Origin of the sequence: Vibrio sp. 1CM2L (genome assembly GCF_023161695.1) — a bacterium.
Lineage (GTDB): Bacteria > Pseudomonadota > Gammaproteobacteria > Enterobacterales > Vibrionaceae > Vibrio > Vibrio coralliirubri.
The window spans coordinates 139,508-162,964 of sequence record NZ_JALNTT010000005.1; the positions used below are offsets into that span (position 1 = coordinate 139,508).

The following is a 23,457-nucleotide window of genomic DNA, read 5'->3' on the forward strand; positions in this document are numbered from 1 at the left end:
TAAGAGCTGGGTTTTTTGTGTCTGGATTTTAACGATTTGAGTCGCTAACTGAATGTTAGCTATCAAATTACTATATAGGTTACAGGCGTGTATCTTCGGCGATGGTCACCTTTAGGGTTTTGCTTTCACCTTGGCGCAATATACCCACATCGATAACTGTACCAGGTCGTAGGTCGGTAACGATGTCCATTACACTCTGGCGACCATTTACTTGGTTATCGTTGATACTGACAATAATGTCTTGAGCTTCAAACCCCGCATCGGCAGCCGGACCATTCGGGTCTATCCCCAACACAACAATCCCGCCGATATTCTTAGTACCCAACATGCGTGAGGTGACTGAGTTGATGTCTTGTCCGTCGATACCAATATAGCCACGAATCACACGACCATCGGCGATGATCTTTTCCATGATTTTATTAGCAAGCGGATAGGGGATAGCGAATGAGATCCCATAGGTTTCCATGTCGGTAGCTTGTTGGAAAGAAGCGGTATTGATACCGACTAGCTCACCTTGTGAATTAACCAGTGCGCCACCCGAGTTACCTTCATTGATTGCCGCATCGGTTTGGATAAAGGCTTGATGGCCATCAGCACTGATCGAAGAGCGGCCGGTTGCAGAGATGATACCAAAGGTTGTTGTTTGACCTAGGTTGTATGGGTTACCGATAGCCAGTACTACATCACCGACGTTGGCTTTGTAATTAGGATTGAGTGGGATCACCGGTAGGTTATCACCGCTGACTCTAAGTATCGCGATATCGGTGCGCTTGTCTGAACCGACAAGTTGCGCAGCTGCTACTCGGCCATCTTGAAGTGCCACAACTATTTGGTCTGCTTGAGCCACAACATGGAAGTTGGTAATGATGTAGCCTTTCTCGCTAACAATCACCCCAGAGCCCAAACCTTGAGTGAGCAGTTTGTTGCGATCGCTTTCAGCGTATTTACGGCTATAAATGTTAACCACTGCAGGTGCCGCTCGGCGAACTGCTTGGTTAAATGAAATCTGAAGAGAGCCAATATTATCGACTTTAGGGCTAGTGACGTCAGCAACAATCGCTGGTCTTAAGCTCGGAAATGCGAGAAGAATAAGCGCCGCTGAAACGAGTCCAAGGGAAATAGAACGAAATAGAAAGGACAGCATGTTTCCCTCTTCAACAAGTAAGGTGTGAAGCCTCCATCAATGGATGACTGACTTGATTACAAGTGAAGCATAGCATTTTGATTGATCTAAAGAAAAGGGAGACTGAGTAAGTTTAAAGCAAACTTACTGAGCCTCCCTGTAATTGCGCTGACGTAAGACTATCGAATTACAAGATAGATAGTTCGGTCGCCTCGCTGGATATTAAGCGCCAGTACACCAGGTTGTTTTTCAAGAATCTCTCTAAACTCAGCCAGGTTCTTAACCGTTTGACGGTTTACTCCGATGATGATGTCATCTTTCAGAAGTTGATAGGCTTCGGCTGGTGAGCCTTGAGCAACATTCGATACCTTGACGCCCGTTGCCGAGTCACTCTCGGTTGTGTTGGTTAACTCAGCTCCGGCCAGTCCTTCATGGAGCTTCTCAGCCTGTGTCTTATTATTGGTGGATTCACCAAGCGTCACATCAAAGGTTTTGCTCTTACCGTCACGAACCACACCCAGCTCAATCTGCTTACCAGCGCCGAGTGTTGCGACCTTAGCTCTTAACTCGCTGAAGGTATCAATGCGTTTGCCATTAATAGAGACAATAATATCGCCCGCTTTCAGTCCTGCTTTATCTGCTGCGCTGTCAGGGACTATTTGGCTAACAAAGGCACCCTTACTTGATTCATAACCGAGTGCTTCTGCCAATTCGGAGGTCACTTCTCCGCCTTGAACGCCAAGCATGCCGCGTTTTACTTCACCGAAATCGAGAATCTGTTCTGTCAGGTTTGTCATCATATTGGATGGGATTGCAAAGCCGATACCGACATTGCCTCCGTTAGGGCCAAGAATGGCAGTGTTGATACCAATCAGCTCACCGTTGAGGTTCACTAGCGCACCACCAGAGTTACCGCTGTTGATTGCCGCATCGGTCTGAATGAAGTTTTCAAAGTTTTCTAGGTTAAGGCCGCTACGGCCGAGCGCAGAAACAATACCGGATGTCACGGTTTGTCCGAGTCCGAATGGGTTACCGATCGCGACACTAAAATCACCGACTCTTAGCTTGTCTGAATCTGCGACTTTTATCTGGGTAAGGTTCTTGGCTTCTTCTAATTTTAGCAGTGCGATATCAGACATCTGGTCGCCGCCAATAAGCTCTGCATCGTACTCTCGACCATCATGCAGTTTTACTTTGATATCGTCCGCGCCATTGATGACATGGTAATTGGTCACGATATGGCCTTTCTTGGCGTCAATGATGACACCAGAGCCTAGTCCGCGGAATGGACGCTCTCGTGTTTGTTCTGGACCAAAAAAGAATTGAAATTGTTCAGGGATTTGCTGGCGTTGTACCTGTTTGCCTTCTACGGCAATACTAACCACAGCGGGGGTCACTTGTTCAAGCATAGGAGCAAGGCTCGGTAATTGTTCATTACCCACACTTAATGGCAGTGCGGCTGTTGCTTGAATGGGGGTGATGATTGAACTTAAGCTTAAAGTCAGTACTGATAAAGCAAGCAAAGGTTTTTTCATCATAAACTCCTCTCTAGTTAAGGCCTTAACCCTCTTATACGTTTAATAAGTATGAGAAGTTTCAAATGACCTGAGTGAAAGTTATGACTCAAAAACCTTTGTAAAGTTCATAGAAGTGTTAAATGTTTACGATGCTTTTGCTGTTACAACATCGGGAGCATCCATGATTTCTTTCTTCTGCTCTGTAAATAAACCGGTTGCGCCATTAGCGTAATCTTTCGGTTGCTCCTCAAGTGTCGCCTCTTTTGCTGAAGACTTCTCTTGTGGCTTGTCCGAATGGGCCGCGGCTGTTTTCACAAACGGGTTATCTTGCTCTGGCAGGTTAGGAATCAGCTCTGAGCTTGTTTTTTCCATGTGTTGGTACAGCTTTGTGTAGTCTTTACCTAATGTGTCCAACATTTCTGCTGATTTCGCAAAGTGATCAGCCAGCTCTTGTCGCTGCTGCTCAAGGGCAAACTTTGCGCTATCTAATTCTTTCTGTACGTTCTTTTGTTTTTTGTATTCAGGTGTCATGAGACGAGAGATAGCGACCCCTAAAATAACTCCGACTAGTAAACCGGCAACGGCATACATCCAAGGCATAACAGCTCCTTATTATTGTTTTTTAACATGTTTGTTACTGCTTAGTTACACGTGATACGGCTCCATGGTACTATGAGAAAGCCGCAGTATAAAGAGAAATGCGTGTGCGCTAGTTAGCAGTTTGATGCTGCATTATTCACCACATCACGTAATTCCTCGTACTGTTTGGGCTCATTTTTAGTTGTTGTCTGATATTGCTTTCATTGTGGAAATGTCGTCATGAATCCCATTAAAAAATACGAACAAGATATAAAAGAACATGGATTTCAAAGAGATCCAGCACAAGAGCAAGCCGTAAAATCTTTAGATGAACTCTTTCATCAATTCCAAGATTACATGAATATGCCCATTCCTCAACTGACTCGCTTCCAGAAATTATTGGGCAAAAAGCCAGAACTGCCACAGCCACCAAAAGGTCTCTATTTCTGGGGTGGCGTAGGGCGAGGAAAAACGTACTTAATGGATACGTTCTACGATGCCTTACCGACCACTAAAAAAATGCGTGTTCACTTTCACCGCTTTATGTATCGAGTCCATGATGAGCTAAAGGCGCTAGGTAATGTGAGTGATCCATTGCCTTTAGTCGCAGACAAGTTGAAGGAAGAAGCGGACATTATCTGTTTCGACGAATTCTTTGTTTCAGACATCACCGATGCGATGATCCTAGGAACCTTATTCCAAGAGTTATTCGCTCGAAACGTTATCTTGGTTGCGACCTCTAATATTCCACCTGCGGATCTGTATCGCAACGGGTTACAGCGAGCGCGTTTCTTACCTGCCATCAAGCTCATTCAAGACAACTGTCATATCCTTAATGTCGATAGTGGCATTGACTATCGTCTACGTACCTTAGAACAGGCTGAAATTTACCATTACCCGTTGGATAGCCAAGCGACTATCAATCTTGAAAAGTATTACGCTCAGCTGGTTGGCGAAGATAAAGAGAAGCTTAAGCAGATTGAGGTTAATCATCGTCAATTAGATGTAGTCGAAGCGAGTGATGGCGTACTGCATGGTACCTTTGCTCAGCTCTGTCAGTCGGCTCGTAGCCAGAACGACTATATTGAGCTGTCTCGGGTTTATCACACCGTTCTATTGGCGGATGTGTTGCAAATGGGCGCGACTTCAGATGACGCTGCGAGGCGCTTCATTGCGTTAGTTGATGAGTTCTACGAGCGCAATGTGAAGCTGATTATTTCAGCGGAAGTGGAGCTAGAAAAGCTCTACACCCATGGTCAGCTAGAGTTTGAATTTAAACGTTGTCAGTCGCGTTTAATTGAAATGCAGAGCCATGAATATTTGGCAAAAGAACACTTAAGTTAGCTTTGATTATCTCGAATAAGAAATAGAATTAAAAAAATCGTGATTTTGTTCAAAAAGAGGTGATTTTTTCTTCGCTCTTCTCTATAATCCTGCGACCTACCGTTACTGCGGGCCTCTAGCGATGAGTAAAATCACGTTATGCCAAGAGTTTTCCAACACTCGAAGGGGTGATGAATGGTAACTCTTAGACAGTGGGAATACGCGAGTATTCCTTAAGTGTAAATTTTTTAAATAGGTAATTATTAGCATGAAAACTTTCGTTGCTAAACCAGAAACTGTAAAACGCGACTGGTATGTTGTAGACGCTGAAGGCAAAACTCTTGGCCGTCTAGCAAGTGAAATCGCTTCTCGCCTACGCGGCAAGCACAAAGCAGAATACACTCCTCACGTAGACACTGGTGATTACATCATCGTTGTTAACGCTGAGAAAGTTGCTGTAACTGGTAACAAAGCTAAGGGTAAGGTTTACTACCGTCACTCTGAGTTCCCAGGTGGTCTTAAAACTATCACTTTTGAAAAGCTAATTGCTAAGAAACCAGAAATGGTTCTAGAACTAGCAGTTAAAGGTATGCTTCCACGTGGTCCTCTAGGCCGCGCGATGTACCGTAAGCTTAAAGTGTACGCTGGTACTGAGCACAACCATGTTGCTCAACAGCCACAAGTACTAGACATCTAAGGGGATTATGAAAATGGCAGAGAATCAATACTACGGCACTGGTCGTCGCAAAAGCTCAGCAGCTCGTGTTTTCATCAAACCAGGCTCTGGTGAGATCGTAATCAACAAGCGTAGCCTTGATGTTTACTTCGGTCGTCCAACTTCTCGTATGGTTGTTAAGCAACCTCTTGAGCTAGTTGAACTAACTGAGAAACTTGACCTTTACATCACTGTTTCTGGTGGTGGTATTTCTGGTCAAGCTGGCGCAATCCGCCACGGTATCACTCGCGCTCTTATGGAGTACGATGAAACTCTACGTCCTGCTCTACGTGCAGCTGGCTACGTTACTCGTGACGCTCGTTGCGTTGAACGTAAGAAAGTTGGTCTACGTAAAGCACGTCGTAAACCTCAATTCTCTAAGCGTTAATTTTTCTTTACGAAAAAGTACACGCTCCCAGTTTTACGACTGGAATTGTGGTTCAAAGCTCGGCTATATGCCGGGCTTTTTGTTTTTATACCCCCCTCTAAATGCTTCCCCTCCTTCGTTTTATTTCCAAATTCTTATATTTTGAAAGCTTTTGTAACCCAATGTGCGCTTTGCCTCATGATTGTTACAAAAAGGTAGCTTTATCTTGTCAAAAAGTAGGGTTTTATTTATCATTTGCCGTCAATAAATAGAACTAAATACATATTTTGTTAGCCATGCTCTTTAATCGGAATTATTTCAATCCACAAGGAGCAAATGGGAGAATGTTTGGATGAGCAACGCGCCTTTAAATAACGGTCGCAGGCGTTTCTTAACCGCAACAACAGCCGTTGTTGGTGGTTTAGGAGCAGCTGCTGTAGCCGTGCCTTTTATTAAATCATGGAATCCGAGTGCCAAGGCGAAAGCTGCGGGCGCGCCGGTGGAAGTGGAAGTCAGTAAGTTAGAACCGGGACAAATGGTTCGTGTCGAGTGGCAAGGTAAACCTGTATGGGTTGTACGCCGTGCTGAGTCGGTACTCGAGAACCTAAAAGCGATCGGTGGTCAACTTCGTGACCCTCAATCTGAAGCTGAACAACAACCAGAATACGCACAGAACGAGTTCCGTTCAATTAAGCCGGAATTCTTCGTTGCTGTTGGCTTCTGTACGCACTTAGGTTGTTCTCCAACTTACCTGCCGGATTCTTTTGCAGAACAAGTTCAGGGTGTTAAGTCTGGTTTCTTCTGTCCTTGTCATGGTTCAAAGTTTGATATGGCAGGTCGAGTATTCCAAGGCGTACCTGCTCCATTGAATCTTGTTGTACCAAAGCATATGTATTTGAGTGACACTAAGATCATGATCGGTGTGGACGAGGGAGACGCGTAATGCAAGGATTGCTTGATTGGGTAGAGAAACGTCTACCCGCGATGAATGCTTATAAAAAGCATTTATCTGAATACCCAATGCCTAAGAACTTTAACTTTTGGTACCTTTTCGGTTCTTTGGCAATGTTGGTACTGGTTAACCAAATCCTTACGGGTATTTGGTTAACAATGAACTACGTACCGTCAGGTGAGGGTGCATTTGCTTCTGTTGAATACATCATGCGTGATGTGGAATACGGTTGGTTATTACGTTACATGCACTCAACAGGTGCTTCGGCATTCTTCGTTGTTATCTACCTGCATATGTTCCGTGGCCTAATCTACGGCTCTTACCAAAAACCTCGTGAGCTACTTTGGATCTTCGGTATGTTGATCTTCTTAGTGCTTATGGCTGAGGCTTTCATGGGTTACCTACTACCATGGGGTCAAATGTCTTACTGGGGTGCTCAGGTAATCATTTCTCTGTTTGGTGCGATCCCTGTTATCGGTGATGACCTAACGCTTTGGATCCGTGGTGACTACATCATCTCTGGTGCAACGCTGAACCGCTTCTTCGCACTGCACGTTATCGCTCTACCAATCGTACTTCTGCTGCTTATCGTACTTCACGTACTGGCACTGCACGAAGTGGGTTCGAACAACCCAGACGGTATCGAGACGAAACTTCCTAAAGGCACAATGGGCGACGACTACAAAACGCAGTTCCCATTCCACAAGGATTACACTAAGAAATACGACATCATTGACTCTATTCCTTTCCACCCATACGGGACCGTGAAAGATATGGTTGGTGTGGCCGGTTTCCTATTCTTCTTCTGTTATGTGCTGTTCTTTAACCCAGAGATGGGTGGATTCTTCCTTGAGCCGCCAAACTTTGAAGCTGCTAACCCACTGAAAACACCAGAGCACATCGCTCCGGTATGGTACTTCACGCCGTTTTACGCAATTCTGCGTGCTGTTCCTGATAAGTTGCTAGGTGTTGTAGCAATGGGCGCATCTATTGTTGTGCTATTCCTACTACCATGGTTCGACCGTTGTAAAGTGCGTTCTTACCGTTACCGTAGCAAACTGCATTTGATTAATATCATCCAATTCACAATAAGCTTTATTGCGCTTGGTGTACTTGGTGCGCTTCCAGCAACGCCAACATACACGCTACTGGCTCAAATCTTTAGCTTAGGTTATTTCATGTTCTTCGTTCTACTGTGGTTCTACAGTAAAAATGAAGCGACGAAACCATTACCAGAAAGGGTGACATTCAAATGAAAAAGTGGATTGTAATTTTATTTGCTATGTTGCCGTCACTGGCAATGGCAGCGGGTGCAAACGTACCATTAGACAAAGCGAACAATGATTTAACAGACAAAGCTTCATTGCAAAATGGCGCTAAGATGTTCATGAACTACTGTTTCGCTTGTCACTCAACGCAGTACCAACGCTATGAACGTGTTGCGAATGATTTAGAGATCCCCGTTGATCTTATGAAGGAAAACCTGATTTTCGACCCTGAAGCGAAAATCGGTGACTTGATGGTTAATGCTATGCCTTCTGATCAAGCGGCAAGTTGGTTTGGTGCTCCGCCACCAGACCTAACATTGGTTGCTCGTGTTCGTGGCGCAGACTGGCTGTACACTTACCTTCGTACTTTCTATGAAGATCCGTCTCGTCCATTTGGTGTGAACAATATTGTTTTCCCAAGCGTTGGTATGCCGCACGTTCTTGAAGAACTGCAAGGTATCCCAACACCAATCTACGATACTCATATGGTAGATGGCGAGGAAGTGACGGTTGTTGTTGGCACTGAGACTGATGGCTCTGGCGAATTAAGTGCTGGTGAATACGACGAAGCAGTTCGTGACCTTGTTAACTTTTTGGTTTACTCGGGCGACCCAGTTCAACTTGAGCGTCACGCTATGGGTTGGTGGGTAATGGCCTTCTTAGTAATCTTCACTATCATCGTGATTTTGCTGAAGAAAGAGTATTGGCGTGATGTGCACTAATTGTGCTATAATACCGTGCTAATTCCCAAATTATGTTAATGTTCAATGGAGGCTTTAGGCCTCCATTGTTTTTATTTAAAGTGTACTGGAGGGCTCCATGGCTGTAGCTGCCAATAAACGTTCTGTAATGACTCTTTTCTCAAGTGCTTCTGATATGTATAGCCATCAGGTGCGCATCGTTCTTGCTGAAAAAGGCGTAAGTGTTGAAGTTGAGTTGGTTGATGAAAAAAATCTACCAGCAGAGCTTGTTGAACTGAACCCGTACAAATCAGTACCTACTCTTGTTGATCGTGAGCTTGCTCTATATGACTCAAAGATCATCATGGAATACCTAGATGAGCGTTTCCCTCATCCACCGTTGATGCCTGTATACCCGGTTGCTCGTGGTAACAGCCGTCTAATGATGTACCGCATTGAGCGTAACTGGTATTCAGTTGCAGAGAAGATCGTTAAAGGCAACGCTGAAGAATCTGAAGCAGCTCGCGTTAAACTGCGCAACGACCTACTGACTCTTGCTCCTATCTTCGCTGAGTATGAATACTTCATGAGCGAAGAGTTTAGCCTAATTGATTGTTACCTAGCTCCGCTACTATGGCGTTTACCTGAGCTTGGTATCGAACTAATTGGTCCTGGTTCTAAAGAGCTTAAGATTTACATGAACCGCGTATTCGAACGTGATTCATTCCTAGCTTCTCTAACTGAAGCTGAGCGTGAGATGCGACTCGTTCGCTAAGCGTTTATGGATATTTCTAATATGACTCCACGCCGACCATACATGCTTCGTGCATTTTATGAGTGGCTGGTTGATAACGAACTAACTCCACACCTTGTTGTTGAAGCAACATTGCCGGGTGTGCGAGTTCCAGAAGAGTTTGTTCAAGATGGTCAGATTATTCTGAACATCGCGCCTCGTGCGGTTGGACAACTTGAACTGGGTAACGAAGCTGTGACGTTTAGTGCTCGCTTTAGTGGTCGTCCACACTCTGTGATCGTTCCGCTTTACGCAGTACAAGCGATTTATGCTCGTGAAAATGGTGCTGGTACCATGTTTGAACCTGAAGAGGCTTACATGGAAGCGTTTGAAGAAGGGATTGAAGAAAGTCCTTTTGAAGAACCAGAAAAAGGCCCATCTTTGAGCGTAGCAACGGCAGACGTAGATGCTGAAGAGCCTGACTCAGATCCTGAGCCACCTCGTCCAGCGAAAGGTCGCCCAAGCCTTCGTGTTATCAAATAACGTTAGTTAAATAACGAACTAAATAAAAAAGCAGCGACTCGTCGCTGCTTTTTCTTTTCTGCTATATAGCATTTAGTTGACTGGCTTTAGGCTAGTTAACAGCCGTCTCTTCTTCACCATATTCAAACGCTCGAATGACCTGTTTTACGCCAGAGATATTACGTGCAACTTCTGTCGCGATATCGGCATGCTCTCGAGTCACGAGTCCAAGCAGGAATACTTCTGAATCCTCAGTAATCACTTTTACTTTGATGCCGTTAAGCTCAGCATTCGCAAGTAGAGCTGATTTCACCTTAGTGGTAATCCAGCTGTCTTTACTGATCGCACTCACAGACAATGGCTCTTTCACTCGAACCTGGTTGTGGATGCTCTCAACGCCAGCCACTTCTTTGGCTTGGTTTTCAAAAGCGCGACGTTCTGAATCTGTGGTTGCTTGCCCCATCAGTACCACCGAACCTCGGTATGAGCTTGCGGTGACACGTACGTTGCCACGGAATGGTTGTTTATTGGTAATCGCTGCAACTTCAAATTCGATGTTGTTGTCGTTCCAAATCTCTTTGGTTGTTCGCGTATCCGTGACTAGGTTTGCAGTGGTTGCAGCACCAGCAATGAAAATGCCAGCACAACCAGACAGAGACAGTGTAAGTAGCGAAACACTAATCAGCTTAAACAGCCTCATAGAGGTTAATGATTTCATTGTGATGCTCCGTATATCACTCTTCGTGAGCAGGGAAGAGTACTTGATCGATTAGGTCACATAGGCAGTGTAGTGTCACCATGTGTACTTCATGAATGCGCGCTGTACGGTGTGAAGGGATACGAATCTCTACATCGTGTTCACCAAGCAAACCTGCCATCTCACCACCATCTTTACCGGTAAAGGCGATGATTGTCATGTCGCGAGTTACCGCCGCTTCCATTGCCTTGATGATGTTCTTGCTGTTACCGCTAGTCGAGATCGCCAACAGGATATCGCCAGTTTGGCCAAACGCACGCACCTGCTTAGAGAAGATCTCTTCATAGTGGTAGTCGTTAGCCACAGCCGTTAGCGTGGTGTTGTCTGCTGTGAGTGCCATTGCTGGAAGGCTAGGGCGCTCTGTTTCAAATCGGTTGAGTAGGCACGATACAAATTGCTGAGCATTCGACGCCGAACCACCATTACCACAACAAAGAATTTTGTTTCCGTTAAGCAAGGTCGCAACCATTGCTTGAGCGGCATGCGTGATTGCGTCAGGCAGAGCTTCTGCAGCCGCAATTTGGATTTGAATACTTTCTGTGAAACTTTCTTTAATGCTGTCTAGCATGTTTATCCTTGGGTAATCGCGTTTTGAATCCAGTCGATAGTGTCATTCGGCCCTTCAATGGCAACAATATCAAACCTGAAATCTGTAGAGTGCACCGACAAGCCTTGCTGCATAAGCCAAACATTGGCTGTTTTGAGCAGTTTCTGTGACTTCTTGGCAGTCACCATTTCAGCGGCATGTCCGTAGCGGGTTTGCTTGCGGTATTTTACCTCAGCAAACACAACCGTATTGTTATGGCGCATTATAAGATCAATCTCGCCACATTTTGCTATGAAGTTTTGTTCTATTAACGATAAACCGTGGTTAATCAGATAAGATTTTGCCACGGTCTCGTATTTATCACCCACTTGCTTGTGGGTGATACTTGGTTTGGATAGGAACTTTCGGCTAAAAAGCCCCATGCTCTGCCCAGCTGATTTCACGTTGAACCACGCAGTTGTTATCGATGGTTAGCACCCCCGTTTCACCTGGAATGCTATAACCCTGTACGGCTTTCATCTGTGGTAGTGCATCCATTAGGTAGTATGCATCCATTCCCAGTGCTTGCAGACGCTTTTGGCCGTTTGAGTGTGCAGGCCATAGGTCGTTGAGCTCTTTATTAAGCTCGTTTTTATTCTCAACTAATAGTGGGATATCGCTGTAGAACACACCGGTTAGGTCTTCATACTGCTTATCACCGCTGTTGCTGCGTGAGTTTGAGAAAAGAGCGGGTTGGCTCGCATCTGGGTTAATTGCAACTTCAATGAAGGGTTTGATTAGCGTTAGCTCTGAGTTCTTAGCCACAATGTAGACAGAATCGATATCACGACGGCTGCGTGGCTCGGTTTCTAGGTCTAGGTTCAGTAACCCGTCCATTTGAGCGATACGCTGTTGGCTCTCTTGCAAGCCGAATACCTGATTCACATTACGTTGCAGTTGGCGTTTGTCAGAGAACAAGCTGATAGCAACATCGTTGCTGCTGTATTTTTTCCACTCTTCTTTAAACGCTTGCTCAACACGCTCACCTAAACGTCCTCTTGGTGCAAGGATCAGCGGGTACTTGTAGCCTTGAGCAAATAGGTGCTTCGCTGCCTGAGCAACTTCTTGCTCTGGCGATAGAGCGAGATAACAAATGTTGGTATCTGGTTCTAGTTGTGTAGGAATGTTCAAAGCTAAAGCTGGAATCGAGTTCTCGTGGTTTTTCTGTGCTTGCTGAAGCTTAGTGATGTTGCTCTTAATCAGCGGGCCAACGATGAAATCAACGTTGTTCTCTTCCAGTGTCGCTTTGATTTCAGCTGCACTTTGCACGTTGGTATCCATTACCGTCAGCGTTGCATCTTCTTCGCGCTCTTTGTCGTTCATCATCGCAAAGATGAAACCGTCACGTACAAGTTGTGCTTGCTTACCGTATTTACCGGTTAGAGGCAGTAATAGTGCAGTGCTGGTTGGCTTGCTGATCTCTAGCGCCAAGATGTCAGTGATCGCCTGAGGTGTATATGTCGCTGCTGGGTGTTGAGGATTCTCTGCTAGCCAATCAGACAGGGTTTCCTGTAGGTTTGGAAGGTTCGAGTTCAGCGTCTTCATATAAATCGCCAGCTGTAACCAACCTGCAAGAACGTCCTCTGTAGGCGACGTCTTAAGCTCTAGAATCTCATATTGAGAGTAGCTATTTAGGTTCTGCCAAATACGGTCAGCAGCTTGTTGTTGGAGCTCGTCGTCAGCGTCTAGATATTCTGAATAAAGAACTAACTCACGGCTTGCTTCAAAATACTCGCTTTGCATTTCAGAAATGTTCGCGCGTAGCTCGTGATAATCTTTCCACTGCTCGTTCGGAAGTTTCCACCAAGGCTGAAAGTTCAGTTGGCTATAAGCTTGTTCAGGCTGCGAGTTATTCACCAACAGTTGAGCGCGCGCTAATTGCCATTCCGCTTGTTGCGTTTCGCTCAGCTCTTGTTTTGCTAAGCGTTTGATCAGCAGAGTTGCTTGATCGGTTTTTCCAGCTTGCACAGAAGCCTTAAGCGCCATGATTAACCAGTCGTTTTGTAGACTTCCTTTGCTACTATCCGCCTGCATCATGTAACTTTCAGTTGATTGCGCTGGATCTAGTGTAATATCAACGCTCGTTGGTGCTTGAGGACCTGAAGAACAAGCCGCCAATGTAATTGCTAATGCAATTGGAGTTAGTAAGCGTGGTACACTGAGTCTCTTATGGTTCATCGTTGCCATGAGTTCTTTAAATTCCGTATAAATTTGTATCTATATTAATCGTTGAAGTGATGGTAAACAAATGACAGATAACAAAACCTTGCTCACAGAGAGCCCAACTCTCTACATTGTGCCAACCCCAATCGGAAATTTGGGAGATATCACTCAAAGAGCAATTGAAATTTTATCAAGTGTCGATGTTATTGCAGCCGAAGACACACGCCACACGGGTAAGCTGCTTGCTCACTTCAATATATCAACCAGAACGTTCGCTTTACATGATCATAATGAACAAACTAAAGCGCAAGTTCTAGTTGAAAGGTTATTAGAAGGTCAGTCTATCGCATTAGTCTCTGATGCGGGTACTCCTTTAATTAGTGACCCAGGTTACCATCTTGTCTCACAATGTCGTCAAGCGGGTGTGAGAGTTGTGCCACTTCCTGGTGCTTGTGCTGTGATTACCGCGTTAAGTGCTTCTGGTTTACCGTCAGATCGTTTCAGCTTTGAAGGCTTCTTACCGCCAAAGAGCAAAGGTCGTAAAGACAAGTTCTTAGAGATCGCAAAGGCAGAGCGCACCTGCATCTTCTATGAATCACCACACCGTATTTCAGACTCTCTACAAGATATGCTTGAGATTCTTGGCCCTGACCGTGAGGTTGTATTGGCGCGTGAGCTAACCAAAACCTTCGAAACCATCCAAGGGCTGCCACTCGGTGAACTTATTGAGTGGATTGAAGAAGACGCGAACCGTAAACGTGGTGAGATGGTGTTACTGATTCACGGTCACCGTGAAGAAGCGAGCACAGAACTGCCAGACGAAGCGACTCGCACACTAGGCATTCTAACCAAAGAGCTACCGCTTAAAAAAGCGGCGGCGATGACGGCGGAAATCTACAATCTGAAAAAGAACGCTTTATACAAATGGGGCCTAGAGCATCTAGATAACTAGAAACCTCTTTATAGAGTAGCTAACCTGTATTGAAAAGCTTGTGAGGAATGATGGTATTGCCGTCATTCCTCTTTTTTGCCTGAATTGTGCAAAAATCACGCAGTTGCTTAGAGGTTTGCACCATATTTGTGATCTCGCTAGACACTGCACCCTAATCTCTATACAATCCGCCCTCGGAGTTGAACGGGTAATCGCTGCTTTGCTGATGTCCTTCGGGAGACTGACGTTGAGGTCCTTCGGGAAACTGACGTTGAAGTCCTTCGGGAGACTGGTAGAGGGGAGGAACGTCCGGGCTCCATAGAGCAGGGTGCCAGATAACGTCTGGGGGGCGCGAGCCCACGACAAGTGCAGCAGAGAGAAGACCGCCGATGGCCTCATTTCTTCGGAAGGGGCACAGGTAAGGCTGAAAGGGTGCGGTAAGAGCGCACCGTGCGACTGGCAACAGTTCGTAGCAAGGTAAACTCCACCCGGAGCAAGATCAAATAGGCCCTCACATTGCGTTGCTCGCGTATGGGGGCGGGTAGATTGCTTGAGCCTGTGAGCGATTGCAGGCCTAGACGAATGGTTACCGCCGCGCAAGCGGAACAGAACCCGGCGTATGTGTCAACTCCACCTATATAAAGAACCCATCATTACTTAACGGTAGTGATGGGTTTTTTGCTTTATATTGACGTAAATTATTTAGATTTCCTTAGAATCCTTCACCCTGATATGAGCTTGGGTCAAAAATTCCCAAAGCCTATACACAATATGGTGGAGATACGGCGTGAAATCAGTACACTAAAACGTTAATAGAACAAATTATTGCCGAACTAATGGCTCAATCCACTCACTGAGAAGACTATGACAGAAGCATTCAAACATATTTCAGTATTGCTTAACGAATCTATTGACGGACTTGCGATCAAACCTGACGGTACCTACATCGATGGTACTTTTGGCCGTGGTGGTCACAGCCGTACAATCCTGTCTAAACTGGGCGAGAATGGACGACTCTTTAGTATTGACCGCGATCCACAAGCGATTGCAGAAGCGCAAAAGATTGATGACCCTCGTTTTACGATTATTCACGGCCCGTTCTCAGGTATGGCTGAATATGCAGAGCGTTATGACTTAGTCGGTCAAGTGGATGGCGTTTTACTGGATCTAGGTGTTTCGTCACCACAGCTAGATGACGCTGAGCGTGGCTTTAGCTTCATGAAAGACGGTCCGCTTGATATGCGTATGGATCCAACAACTGGTATTCCTGTCTCTCAGTGGTTAGTTGAAGCCGATCTTGATGACATCACATGGGTTATTCGTGAGTTCGGTGAAGACAAACACGCTCGTCGTATCGCGAAAGGCATCATTGCTTATCAAGAGAATGAAGAGAACGAACCACTAACGCGTACTGGTCAGTTAGCTAAGCTTATCTCGGATGTAGCTCCAAAAAGCTTCAAAGAGAAAAAGCACCCAGCAACACGTGCTTTCCAAGCATTCCGTATCTACATCAACAGTGAACTTGAAGAGATCGATACAGCCCTGAAAGGCGCAGCAAGCATTCTTGCTCCTGAAGGCCGTTTGTCTGTTATCAGCTTCCACTCACTTGAAGACCGCATGGTGAAGCGCTTTATCCGTAAAGAGAGCCAAGGCCCGCAAGTACCACATGGCCTGCCACTAACAGAAGAGCAGATCAAAGCGTTAGGCAGTGCTGATCTTAAGCCTGTTGGTAAAGCGATCAAACCATCGAAAGGCGAAGTGGATGAGAATACTCGTTCACGTAGCTCAGTATTACGAATCGCAGAAAAGCTATAGTCAATGAAGACCTCCAAACCTAACTTAGCCAAGATAATATTTTTTGATTTGATCTCTGTGGGCAAGGTCCCATTGATGCTTCTTATCTGTATCTTTGCGAGTGCGATGGGGGTCGTTCTTACGACACATATGTCACGTCAGGCGATCACGCAAAAAGACACGGCATTGGTGGAGCGAGAACAGCTTGATGATGAGTGGCGAAATTTAATGCTTGAAGAGACGGCTCTGGCTGAACATAGTCGCGTTCAAGCATCGGCAAAAAGAGAGCTAGACATGAAACGTCCAGACTCTGAAAAAGAAGTTGTGATCACACTGAAATGACCGGTAAAAAGGAAAAAGCACCCGCAAAAACCGTTAAGAAATCAACGAAAGAGCGTGTGACGAGCGAAAAGGATTCGGATCCAATTCTTATTAAATGGCGTTTCAACGTCGTTATTGCTTTCGTGTTTCTTGCCTTTGCTGCACTGGTTGGTCGTGTGGCTTACATCCAAATTATTGAACCAGATAACTTAATTCGTCAGGGCGACCTTCGCTCAGTACGTGTTAAGGCAATTCCTTCTGCTCGCGGTATTATCTCAGACCGCAATGGCGAGCCGCTTGCTGTGAGTGTTCCAGTTGAAGCGGTATGGGCCGATCCTAAAACGATTTTCGATAAAAACGGCATGGCCCAAATTGATCGTTGGTACGCGTTAGCCGATGTACTTGGCTTAGAGCGACAATCGATGATCGACAAGATCTCTAGCAACAAATCCCGTCGATTTATTTACCTACAAAGACAAGTTAGCCCTGCAATGGCTAAGTATATCCGTGAGCTTAAGCTGGTGGGTGTTGGTCTGAAAGCGGAATCTCGACGTTACTATCCTGCAGGCGAAGTCAGTGCGCACCTAATCGGTGTTACCGGCATTGATGGACATGGCCTAGAAGGTGTTGAGCGCAGCTATGACAAATGGCTCACAGGCGAGGCAGGTAAGCGAACGATTCGTAAAGACCGCTACGGACGTGTTGTTGAAAACATTGCTTTAGAAGAGCGTGAAGAAGGCAAACCACTCGAGCTGACGATCGATCAACGATTACAAGCGATCGCCTACCGAGCGATTAAACAGGCGGTGGCCGATCATAAGGCGACTTCTGGCTCTGCTATTTTGTTGGATGTAAAAACCGGCGCTGTGTTGGCGATGGTTAATGCGCCTTCTTATAACCCGAACAATCGCGCTGACTTACAAAGCTTTAAGATGCGTAACCGCGTACTTACCGATGCGATGGAGCCCGGCTCTACCGTGAAACCTTTTGTGGTTTTAGCTGCGCTAGAGAATGGTACGGCAGATCCAGATATCGTTATTGATACTGGCAACGGCATCATGCAGATCGGTGGTAGTCGTGTGCGAGACTCGTCTAAAGTCGGTAAGGCTGATTTAGCGCTGATCCTCAAGAAGTCGAGTAACATCGGTGTGGCGAAGTTGGCACTTAACATGCCTTTAGAAGCTCTGCTTGGGATGTACAGTTCTGTTGGTCTAGGCGAAATGTCAGGGCTGAACTTAATCGGTGAAACTAGCGGTATTTTCCCGAATCGTCGTCGCTGGTCTAAGTTTGAAATTGCAACATTATCATTCGGTTACGGTTTGTCTGTGACACCGATGCAGTTGGCCCACGCGTATGCGACGCTAGCCAATAAAGGCATGTATGAACCGATTCATATTATTAAGAGCAACGACCAAGACTTTTCTAAGCAGATCATCAAGCGCGAGAACGCTGAACTGGTTTTGAATATGCTCGAAGGGGTGACTCAAAAAGGCGGTACAGCAACAAGAGCGGCCGTTCCTGGTTACCGAGTTGCAGCAAAAACGGGTACTTCTCGTAAGGCTGAAGCTGGCGGATACAGCGACGAATACATTGCGATTACTGCAGGTTTTGCCCCGGTTAGTGACCCAAGAGTCGCGCTGGTTGTTGTGGTCAATGAGCCTCAAGGTGACCTTTACTATGGCGGTTCAGTTGCTGCCCCCGTTTTTTCTGAAATCATGAAGGGTGCATTGCAAATACTGAATGTCCCTGCTGATGAAAACAAGTTTCAAGAATAGAGCCAATCAGGATTCAATATGAGTAATAGCCTCACGCTGTCATCTTTACTTTCTCCTTGGGGTGACTTTAGTTCACCTGAGCTGGATTCGATTGCTGTTGAACAGTTGGAGTTGGATAGTCGTGCCATCAAAGACCGCGATATTTTTGTTGCTGTAGTTGGGCATGCTGTTGATGGTCGTCGTTTCATCGACAAAGCGGTCGCACAGGGAGCCAATGCCGTTATCGCACAAGCTGATGCTGAAAAGGCCCATGGTCTGATTGAGTGGTTGGACGCAGTTCCGGTTGTTTACATTAAAGACCTTAACTTGGTGTTATCTGAGTTGGCCGGTCGTGTTTACTCGTCTCAAGCGACTAAGCTGATTGGTGTTACCGGCACCAATGGCAAAACCACCATCACCCAATTGATAGTTCAGTGGCTTGACCTTGTTGGTCAGCGCTCTGCGGTAATGGGCACCACGGGTAATGGCTTTTTAGACCATCTAAAAACCGCGGCGAATACCACAGGCAGTGCGATTGAAATACAGCGCACACTGAGTGAGTTAGCGGAAGAAAACGCGGTTTACACAGCTATGGAAATATCTTCTCATGGTTTGGTGCAAGGTCGAGTAAAGGCTTTGGACTTTGAAGTCGGTGTATTTACTAACTTGAGTCGTGATCATCTTGATTACCATGGCACGATGGAAGAGTACGCTTTAGCTAAGAAGAGCCTGTTTACTGAGCACAAATGCAAGCACGCTGTGATAAATGTTGATGATGAAGTAGGCAAAGCTTGGATGACAGATTTATCGAATGCGATTGCTGTTTCATTACTTCCATTAACGGGCTACCAACAGTCGGTATGGGCATCTGATGTTGCCTATGCAGAAACTGGGATTAAGCTCTCTTTCGATGGTAGTTGGGGACAAGGCGATCTTTCTGTTCCATTAATTGGTCAGTTCAACGCATCAAACGTGCTGGTGGCCTTTGCGACTTTGCTGTCATTAGGTATCGATAAGCAAATCTTGGTCGACACTGCGCCTCAGCTGCAACCTGTGATTGGTCGTATGGAACTGTTCCAAGTGCCGAACAAAGCAAAAGTGGTTGTCGATTACGCGCATACGCCAGACGCTTTAGAAAAAGCATTAGCAGCACTGCGAGTTCACTGTTCTGGAAAACTGTGGGCTATCTTTGGCTGCGGCGGTGACCGTGACACTGGTAAGCGCCCTATGATGGCAGCGACCGCAGAGCAGTTCGCCGATAAAATCATTATTTCAGATGACAACCCTCGTAGCGAAGATCCGGCATTGATTGTCAAAGACATGCTGGCAGGCTTAAGCAAACCTGAATCTGCATTTGTGGAACACGATCGCTACCAAGCGGTTAAGTTCGCGCTTGAACAGGCAGACAGCAATGACATTATTCTTTTGGCTGGTAAAGGCCATGAGGATTACCAAGTATTAAAAGACGAAACGATCCATTACTCAGATCGAGAGTCTGCGCTTCAACTTTTAGGTATTTCATAATGATTGATGTATCACTCGAACAGATTTGTTCAGCGGTCAGCGGTGAGTTGATTGAGGCTGGTAACTCAAACAATGCTGTAATTCATGCCGTTTCTACCGACACTCGCACCGTTGAAGAAGGCGCATTGTTTGTTGCTATTGTTGGAGAGCGTTTCGATGCGCATGACTTTTGTCATCAAGCGGTTGAGGCAAATGCGAGTGCGTTGTTAGTCGAACGAAAACTTGACCTAAATATTACTCAAGTTGTTGTTGAAGACACTAAACTTGCTTTAGGTCAGCTAAGTGCTTGGATCCACAAACAATGTGACGTGCCAACCATGGCGATAACTGGAAGCTGTGGCAAAACAACCGTCAAAGAGATGGTGGCGAGCATTTTGCAACAACGTGGCAAGGTGCTGTTTACGGCGGGTAACTTCAATAATGATATTGGAGTACCACTAACCTTGTTGCGCAGTGAACCCAATGACGACTATGCCGTGATAGAACTGGGCGCGAACCACATTGGTGAAATCGCCTATACCACGCAGCTTGTGAAACCGCAGGTGGCATTGGTGAATAACGTAGCTGCCGCGCATCTAGAGGGCTTTGGCTCAATTGATGGTGTTAAACAAGCGAAAGGTGAAATCTTTCAGGGGCTTGCTGCTGGTGATACTGCTATTGTTAATCTAGAAAGCAACGGTGGTGACTTCTGGAATGAAGTACTCGCAGATGAAACGGTGCTGACATTTTCAGAAAGCGACAGCACGGCAGATTATTTTGCTAAGAATATTCGCATTAATGAGCAGGGCGAAGCGTGCTTTGAGATGCAAACGCCGCAAGGCGCTATGCCGGTTGAGCTTGGCATTATCGGTCAGCATAACGTAGCAAATGCGTTGGCGGCGGCAGCGTTGAGCATTCAGTTTGGTGCCACGCTTGAAGAAGTGAAAAATGGTTTAGCGAATCTTATCTCTGTCAAAGGGCGAGTTGAGGTTCAACAATTAAGTCAGAATATCAAGCTGATAGATGACAGTTATAACGCCAGCGTACCTGCAATGAAGGCGGCAGCCAAACTGCTGTCGAGCTTCAAAGGTCAGCGTTGGTTGATTTTAGGCAATATGGCTGAATTAGGCGACGAAAGCCTTGCACTTCACCGTCAAGTCGGTGAATATGCTGCCCCATTCGCTTTTGAGCATGTACTCACTTACGGTGATGATACCAAGGTGATTAGTGAGGTCTGTAATGGTACCCACTTCGCAACGCATCAAGCGATGATCGCGCACATAGAGCAGCACTTATGCTTGCCAGAAAACGCGTCACATACCTTGTTGGTAAAAGGCGCGAATAGTGCAGGAATGAGTAAAATAGCCGCTGCTTTAAAGGAGAACTTTTCATGATAATTTGGCTTGCAGAGCTACTACAGCCACACCTTTCTTTTTTCCGTTTGTTCGAATACCTATCGTTTCGTGCAATCGCGAGTATTTTGACGGCTTTATGTCTGTCGCTGTGGATGGGACCTCGTTTAATTGAGCGTCTGCAAATGCTACAAATTGGCCAAGTTGTTCGTAACGACGGCCCTGAATCTCACTTTAGCAAACGTGGTACACCAACCATGGGCGGCGTGATGATCCTAGCTGCCATTATTATTACAGTATTAATGTGGGCTGATCTTTCTAACCCTTACGTTTGGGCGGTATTAGTTGTACTTGCTGGTTATGGCGCGGTTGGTTTTGTTGATGACTACCGTAAAGTGGTTCGTAAGAACACCGATGGCTTGATTGCTCGCTGGAAGTACTTCTGGCAATCGGCTATTGCATTGGTTGTGGCATTTGCTCTGTATGCTCACGGGCACGATACTGCAGCAACTCAATTGGTGGTTCCTTTCTTTAAAGATGTGATGCCACAATTGGGTTTATTGTACATCGTACTGACTTATTTTGTTATCGTGGGTACCAGTAACGCGGTGAACCTAACAGACGGCCTAGACGGCTTGGCAATTATGCCAACGGTTATGGTTGCTGCTGGTTTTGCTGTGATTGCTTGGGCGACAGGTAACGTTAACTTTGCAGCATATCTACACATTCCATACATCCCATACACTTCTGAGCTTGTGGTTGTATGTACTGCTATCGTCGGTGCAGGCCTAGGTTTCCTATGGTTCAACACCTACCCAGCACAAGTATTCATGGGCGATGTTGGCTCACTAGCACTTGGCGGTGCATTGGGTGTGATTGCTGTGTTAGTTCGCCAAGAGTTGGTACTGGTTATCATGGGCGGTGTGTTTGTAATGGAGACTCTGTCAGTGATTCTGCAGGTGGGCTCTTACAAATTGCGTGGTCAGCGTATTTTCCGCATGGCACCGATTCACCACCACTACGAACTGAAAGGTTGGCCAGAGCCGCGTGTTATCGTGCGTTTTTGGATCATCTCAATGGTATTAGTACTGGTTGGCCTAGCGACACTGAAAGTTCGTTAATCCTGTGTGAGCCTCTGAGTAGAGGCTCTTTAAAACTATTAAGAGCATCTTGTTTAAATGGAACGTTGGCAAAATATTCAAAATGTAGTGGTTGTGGGGCTCGGTATTACCGGGCTCTCTGTCGTTAAACATCTCGTAAAATATCAGCCTCATACTCGTGTGAAGGTGATTGATACTCGAGAGCTACCACCGGGCCGAGAATCTTTGCCTGAGTCGGTAGAGCTGCATTCTGGTAGTTGGAATAGCCAATGGTTAGCGGAAGCTGATTTGGTGGTTGCTAACCCAGGTATCGCACTCGCGACCCCTGAAATACAAGATGTTATTCAAGCGGGAACTCCGGTTGTTGGCGATATTGAACTGTTTGGCTGGGCGGTAGACAAACCTGTTGTGGCTATCACAGGTTCCAATGGCAAGAGCACAGTGACCGATCTAACGGGTGTACTTGCAAAGGCTGCGGGTCTTAACGTTGGTGTTGGTGGCAACATCGGTATTCCTGCCTTAGACCTTCTAGAGCTTGATGCCGATTTATATGTTCTTGAGCTTTCAAGCTTTCAGTTAGAAACAACATCAAGCCTAAACTTAGCAGCAGCAGCATTTCTGAATCTGTCAGAAGACCATATGGATCGCTACCAAGGCATGGCCGATTACCGCGATGCCAAGCTAAGAATCTTTAATAATGCTCAGTATGCGATTGTAAACCGCGACGACAAAGAGACTTACCCTGACCACAGTATGCCATTAGTAACATTCGGACTCGATGACCAAGAGTTTGGTGTCGCGACAGTTGACGGCATTGAATGGCTAATGGATAACGGTAAACCTGTACTTGCTACCCAAGATTTAACATTGGTTGGACGTCACAATGTGGCAAATGCGTTAGTCTCGCTAGCACTGCTTAAACAAGTCGGTATTGATTACAGCAAAAGCCTTGAAGCTCTGAAAGCCTACAATGGTTTGACGCATCGTTGCCAAGTAGTGGCTGATAAACGCGAAATTAAATGGGTTAACGACTCGAAAGCGACCAACGTAGCCAGTACATTAGCGGCTCTCTCGGGCTTAGAGTGCAAAGGTACTTTGTATCTTCTGGTTGGTGGGGTTGGTAAAGGTGCCGACTTCAGTGAGCTTAAGCCTGTGTTGTCGCAACTAGAGCGCGTTCAACTGTGTTGTTTTGGTGAAGATGCAGCGCAATTTATGCCGTTACACCCATCGTCTAAGACGTTTGAAACTATGGGTGACATTATCGAGAGTATCTCGAAGCAGTTAGTTGCTGGTGATATGGTGATGTTGTCTCCGGCGTGTGCCAGCTTCGATCAATTTAATAACTTCATGGCAAGAGGTGATGCGTTCACTGAACTTGCTCATGAGTATGCCTAACGTGTTGAAGGACTAACATTCA

The 23,457-nt window shown here is 45.9% G+C and carries 23 protein-coding genes and 1 other RNA gene; 17 read left to right on the plus strand and 7 right to left on the minus strand.

The window, feature by feature from the left end:
- Positions 1 to 79: 79 nt before the first annotated feature.
- From degS to zapG, 3 genes are all read right to left on the minus strand, one after another.
- Entirely contained in the window at positions 80 to 1,144 is a 1,065-nt protein-coding gene (gene degS / locus MSG34_RS17535) for an outer membrane-stress sensor serine endopeptidase DegS (protein WP_017061430.1), read from the minus strand.
- Between the two features lie 158 nt (positions 1,145 to 1,302).
- Complete coding sequence (locus tag MSG34_RS17540) at positions 1,303 to 2,658, minus strand: Do family serine endopeptidase (protein ID WP_048609680.1); 1,356 nt, start codon at positions 2,656 to 2,658, stop codon at positions 1,303 to 1,305.
- 126 nt (positions 2,659 to 2,784) lie between these two features.
- Positions 2,785 to 3,240, minus strand: coding sequence for a Z-ring associated protein ZapG (gene zapG / locus MSG34_RS17545; RefSeq protein ID WP_019824592.1), 456 nt, complete (start codon positions 3,238 to 3,240; stop codon positions 2,785 to 2,787).
- Positions 3,241 to 3,459: 219 nt separating this feature from the next.
- On the opposite strand from zapG, the gene zapE reads away from it, so the two are divergent.
- The 8 genes from zapE to sspB all read left to right on the plus strand — a co-directional run bounded on the left by zapE (position 3,460) and on the right by sspB (position 9,800).
- Positions 3,460 to 4,563, plus strand: a complete 1,104-nt coding sequence (gene zapE, locus MSG34_RS17550; RefSeq protein WP_048614929.1) for a cell division protein ZapE — start codon at positions 3,460 to 3,462, stop codon at positions 4,561 to 4,563.
- A 247-nt stretch (positions 4,564 to 4,810) separates the two neighbouring features.
- Positions 4,811 to 5,239: a 50S ribosomal protein L13 gene (gene rplM, locus MSG34_RS17555; protein WP_010434689.1), complete on the plus strand. Its 429-nt coding sequence runs from the start codon at positions 4,811 to 4,813 to the stop codon at positions 5,237 to 5,239.
- Between the two features lie 13 nt (positions 5,240 to 5,252).
- Positions 5,253 to 5,645 carry a 30S ribosomal protein S9 gene (rpsI, locus tag MSG34_RS17560; RefSeq protein WP_004740758.1) on the plus strand — a complete coding sequence of 131 codons (393 nt, stop codon included), beginning with the start codon at positions 5,253 to 5,255 and terminating at the stop codon, positions 5,643 to 5,645.
- A gap of 331 nt (positions 5,646 to 5,976) precedes the next feature.
- Entirely contained in the window at positions 5,977 to 6,567 is a 591-nt protein-coding gene (gene petA, locus MSG34_RS17565; RefSeq protein ID WP_010434692.1) for a ubiquinol-cytochrome c reductase iron-sulfur subunit, read from the plus strand.
- Positions 6,567 to 7,832 (plus strand): cytochrome bc complex cytochrome b subunit, encoded by a 1,266-nt coding sequence (locus MSG34_RS17570; protein WP_017061435.1) that lies wholly within the window; start codon positions 6,567 to 6,569, stop codon positions 7,830 to 7,832. Before petA ends, MSG34_RS17570 begins: the two co-directional genes overlap by 1 nt.
- Positions 7,829 to 8,566 (plus strand): cytochrome c1, encoded by a 738-nt coding sequence (locus MSG34_RS17575; protein ID WP_048614931.1) that lies wholly within the window; start codon positions 7,829 to 7,831, stop codon positions 8,564 to 8,566. Before MSG34_RS17570 ends, MSG34_RS17575 begins: the two co-directional genes overlap by 4 nt.
- A 97-nt stretch (positions 8,567 to 8,663) precedes the next feature.
- Positions 8,664 to 9,299: a stringent starvation protein SspA gene (gene sspA / locus MSG34_RS17580; RefSeq protein WP_009848943.1), complete on the plus strand. Its 636-nt coding sequence runs from the start codon at positions 8,664 to 8,666 to the stop codon at positions 9,297 to 9,299.
- Positions 9,300 to 9,305: 6 nt separating this feature from the next.
- Positions 9,306 to 9,800, plus strand: a complete 495-nt coding sequence (gene sspB / locus MSG34_RS17585) for a ClpXP protease specificity-enhancing factor (protein WP_017072808.1) — start codon at positions 9,306 to 9,308, stop codon at positions 9,798 to 9,800.
- 91 nt (positions 9,801 to 9,891) lie between these two features.
- Here sspB and MSG34_RS17590 read toward each other — a convergent pair whose 3' ends face one another.
- The 4 genes from MSG34_RS17590 to MSG34_RS17605 are packed head-to-tail and all read right to left on the minus strand — an operon-like array spanning position 9,892 to position 13,309.
- Positions 9,892 to 10,497 carry a BON domain-containing protein gene (locus tag MSG34_RS17590; protein WP_017059276.1) on the minus strand — a complete coding sequence of 202 codons (606 nt, stop codon included), beginning with the start codon at positions 10,495 to 10,497 and terminating at the stop codon, positions 9,892 to 9,894.
- A gap of 16 nt (positions 10,498 to 10,513) precedes the next feature.
- A complete protein-coding gene (locus MSG34_RS17595) occupies positions 10,514 to 11,104 on the minus strand; it encodes a phosphoheptose isomerase (RefSeq protein ID WP_004729817.1) in 591 nt (196 codons plus the stop codon).
- A 2-nt stretch (positions 11,105 to 11,106) separates the two neighbouring features.
- Entirely contained in the window at positions 11,107 to 11,505 is a 399-nt protein-coding gene (locus MSG34_RS17600; protein ID WP_048614934.1) for a YraN family protein, read from the minus strand.
- Entirely contained in the window at positions 11,492 to 13,309 is a 1,818-nt protein-coding gene (locus tag MSG34_RS17605; protein WP_050622289.1) for a penicillin-binding protein activator, read from the minus strand. The genes MSG34_RS17600 and MSG34_RS17605 overlap by 14 nt, the downstream gene beginning before the upstream one ends.
- A 61-nt stretch (positions 13,310 to 13,370) precedes the next feature.
- Here MSG34_RS17605 and rsmI point away from each other — a divergent pair, with 61 nt between their 5' ends.
- The 9 genes from rsmI (at position 13,371) to murD (ending at position 23,435) form a co-directional block, all read left to right on the plus strand.
- Positions 13,371 to 14,237 carry a 16S rRNA (cytidine(1402)-2'-O)-methyltransferase gene (gene rsmI / locus MSG34_RS17610; RefSeq protein ID WP_019824587.1) on the plus strand — a complete coding sequence of 289 codons (867 nt, stop codon included), beginning with the start codon at positions 13,371 to 13,373 and terminating at the stop codon, positions 14,235 to 14,237.
- Between the two features lie 175 nt (positions 14,238 to 14,412).
- Positions 14,413 to 14,852, plus strand: an RNA gene (gene rnpB / locus MSG34_RS17615) — RNase P RNA component class A.
- Positions 14,853 to 15,080: 228 nt separating this feature from the next.
- Positions 15,081 to 16,031, plus strand: a complete 951-nt coding sequence (gene rsmH, locus MSG34_RS17620) for a 16S rRNA (cytosine(1402)-N(4))-methyltransferase RsmH (RefSeq protein WP_017059280.1) — start codon at positions 15,081 to 15,083, stop codon at positions 16,029 to 16,031.
- Positions 16,032 to 16,034: 3 nt separating this feature from the next.
- Complete coding sequence (gene ftsL / locus MSG34_RS17625; RefSeq protein WP_019824585.1) at positions 16,035 to 16,352, plus strand: cell division protein FtsL; 318 nt, start codon at positions 16,035 to 16,037, stop codon at positions 16,350 to 16,352.
- Entirely contained in the window at positions 16,349 to 18,106 is a 1,758-nt protein-coding gene (locus MSG34_RS17630; protein WP_048618225.1) for a penicillin-binding transpeptidase domain-containing protein, read from the plus strand. Before ftsL ends, MSG34_RS17630 begins: the two co-directional genes overlap by 4 nt.
- An 18-nt stretch (positions 18,107 to 18,124) precedes the next feature.
- Positions 18,125 to 19,609: a UDP-N-acetylmuramoyl-L-alanyl-D-glutamate--2,6-diaminopimelate ligase gene (murE, locus tag MSG34_RS17635; protein WP_248338810.1), complete on the plus strand. Its 1,485-nt coding sequence runs from the start codon at positions 18,125 to 18,127 to the stop codon at positions 19,607 to 19,609.
- Positions 19,609 to 20,982: a UDP-N-acetylmuramoyl-tripeptide--D-alanyl-D-alanine ligase gene (murF, locus tag MSG34_RS17640; RefSeq protein WP_248338812.1), complete on the plus strand. Its 1,374-nt coding sequence runs from the start codon at positions 19,609 to 19,611 to the stop codon at positions 20,980 to 20,982. Before murE ends, murF begins: the two co-directional genes overlap by 1 nt.
- A complete protein-coding gene (gene mraY / locus MSG34_RS17645) occupies positions 20,979 to 22,061 on the plus strand; it encodes a phospho-N-acetylmuramoyl-pentapeptide-transferase (protein WP_004735991.1) in 1,083 nt (360 codons plus the stop codon). Before murF ends, mraY begins: the two co-directional genes overlap by 4 nt.
- Positions 22,062 to 22,118: 57 nt before the next feature.
- On the plus strand, positions 22,119 to 23,435 hold the full coding sequence (gene murD, locus MSG34_RS17650; RefSeq protein WP_248338814.1) for a UDP-N-acetylmuramoyl-L-alanine--D-glutamate ligase: 1,317 nt from the start codon (positions 22,119 to 22,121) through the stop codon (positions 23,433 to 23,435).
- The last annotated feature ends 22 nt before the right edge of the window (positions 23,436 to 23,457 follow it).

What these genes read in the sequence shown, in the direction of transcription:
- degS (WP_017061430.1), bottom strand. Translation starts at nt 1,144, where the DNA reads ATGCTGTCCTTTCTATTTCGTTCTATTTCCCTTGGACTCGTTTCAGCG.
- MSG34_RS17540 (WP_048609680.1), bottom strand. Translation starts at nt 2,658, where the DNA reads ATGAAAAAACCTTTGCTTGCTTTATCAGTACTGACTTTAAGCTTAAGT.
- zapG (WP_019824592.1), bottom strand. Translation starts at nt 3,240, where the DNA reads ATGCCTTGGATGTATGCCGTTGCCGGTTTACTAGTCGGAGTTATTTTA.
- zapE (WP_048614929.1), top strand. Translation starts at nt 3,460, where the DNA reads ATGAATCCCATTAAAAAATACGAACAAGATATAAAAGAACATGGATTT.
- rplM (WP_010434689.1), top strand. Translation starts at nt 4,811, where the DNA reads ATGAAAACTTTCGTTGCTAAACCAGAAACTGTAAAACGCGACTGGTAT.
- rpsI (WP_004740758.1), top strand. Translation starts at nt 5,253, where the DNA reads ATGGCAGAGAATCAATACTACGGCACTGGTCGTCGCAAAAGCTCAGCA.
- petA (WP_010434692.1), top strand. Translation starts at nt 5,977, where the DNA reads ATGAGCAACGCGCCTTTAAATAACGGTCGCAGGCGTTTCTTAACCGCA.
- MSG34_RS17570 (WP_017061435.1), top strand. Translation starts at nt 6,567, where the DNA reads ATGCAAGGATTGCTTGATTGGGTAGAGAAACGTCTACCCGCGATGAAT.
- MSG34_RS17575 (WP_048614931.1), top strand. Translation starts at nt 7,829, where the DNA reads ATGAAAAAGTGGATTGTAATTTTATTTGCTATGTTGCCGTCACTGGCA.
- sspA (WP_009848943.1), top strand. Translation starts at nt 8,664, where the DNA reads ATGGCTGTAGCTGCCAATAAACGTTCTGTAATGACTCTTTTCTCAAGT.
- sspB (WP_017072808.1), top strand. Translation starts at nt 9,306, where the DNA reads ATGGATATTTCTAATATGACTCCACGCCGACCATACATGCTTCGTGCA.
- MSG34_RS17590 (WP_017059276.1), bottom strand. Translation starts at nt 10,497, where the DNA reads ATGAAATCATTAACCTCTATGAGGCTGTTTAAGCTGATTAGTGTTTCG.
- MSG34_RS17595 (WP_004729817.1), bottom strand. Translation starts at nt 11,104, where the DNA reads ATGCTAGACAGCATTAAAGAAAGTTTCACAGAAAGTATTCAAATCCAA.
- MSG34_RS17600 (WP_048614934.1), bottom strand. Translation starts at nt 11,505, where the DNA reads ATGGGGCTTTTTAGCCGAAAGTTCCTATCCAAACCAAGTATCACCCAC.
- MSG34_RS17605 (WP_050622289.1), bottom strand. Translation starts at nt 13,309, where the DNA reads ATGGCAACGATGAACCATAAGAGACTCAGTGTACCACGCTTACTAACT.
- rsmI (WP_019824587.1), top strand. Translation starts at nt 13,371, where the DNA reads ATGACAGATAACAAAACCTTGCTCACAGAGAGCCCAACTCTCTACATT.
- rsmH (WP_017059280.1), top strand. Translation starts at nt 15,081, where the DNA reads ATGACAGAAGCATTCAAACATATTTCAGTATTGCTTAACGAATCTATT.
- ftsL (WP_019824585.1), top strand. Translation starts at nt 16,035, where the DNA reads ATGAAGACCTCCAAACCTAACTTAGCCAAGATAATATTTTTTGATTTG.
- MSG34_RS17630 (WP_048618225.1), top strand. Translation starts at nt 16,349, where the DNA reads ATGACCGGTAAAAAGGAAAAAGCACCCGCAAAAACCGTTAAGAAATCA.
- murE (WP_248338810.1), top strand. Translation starts at nt 18,125, where the DNA reads ATGAGTAATAGCCTCACGCTGTCATCTTTACTTTCTCCTTGGGGTGAC.
- murF (WP_248338812.1), top strand. Translation starts at nt 19,609, where the DNA reads ATGATTGATGTATCACTCGAACAGATTTGTTCAGCGGTCAGCGGTGAG.
- mraY (WP_004735991.1), top strand. Translation starts at nt 20,979, where the DNA reads ATGATAATTTGGCTTGCAGAGCTACTACAGCCACACCTTTCTTTTTTC.
- murD (WP_248338814.1), top strand. Translation starts at nt 22,119, where the DNA reads ATGGAACGTTGGCAAAATATTCAAAATGTAGTGGTTGTGGGGCTCGGT.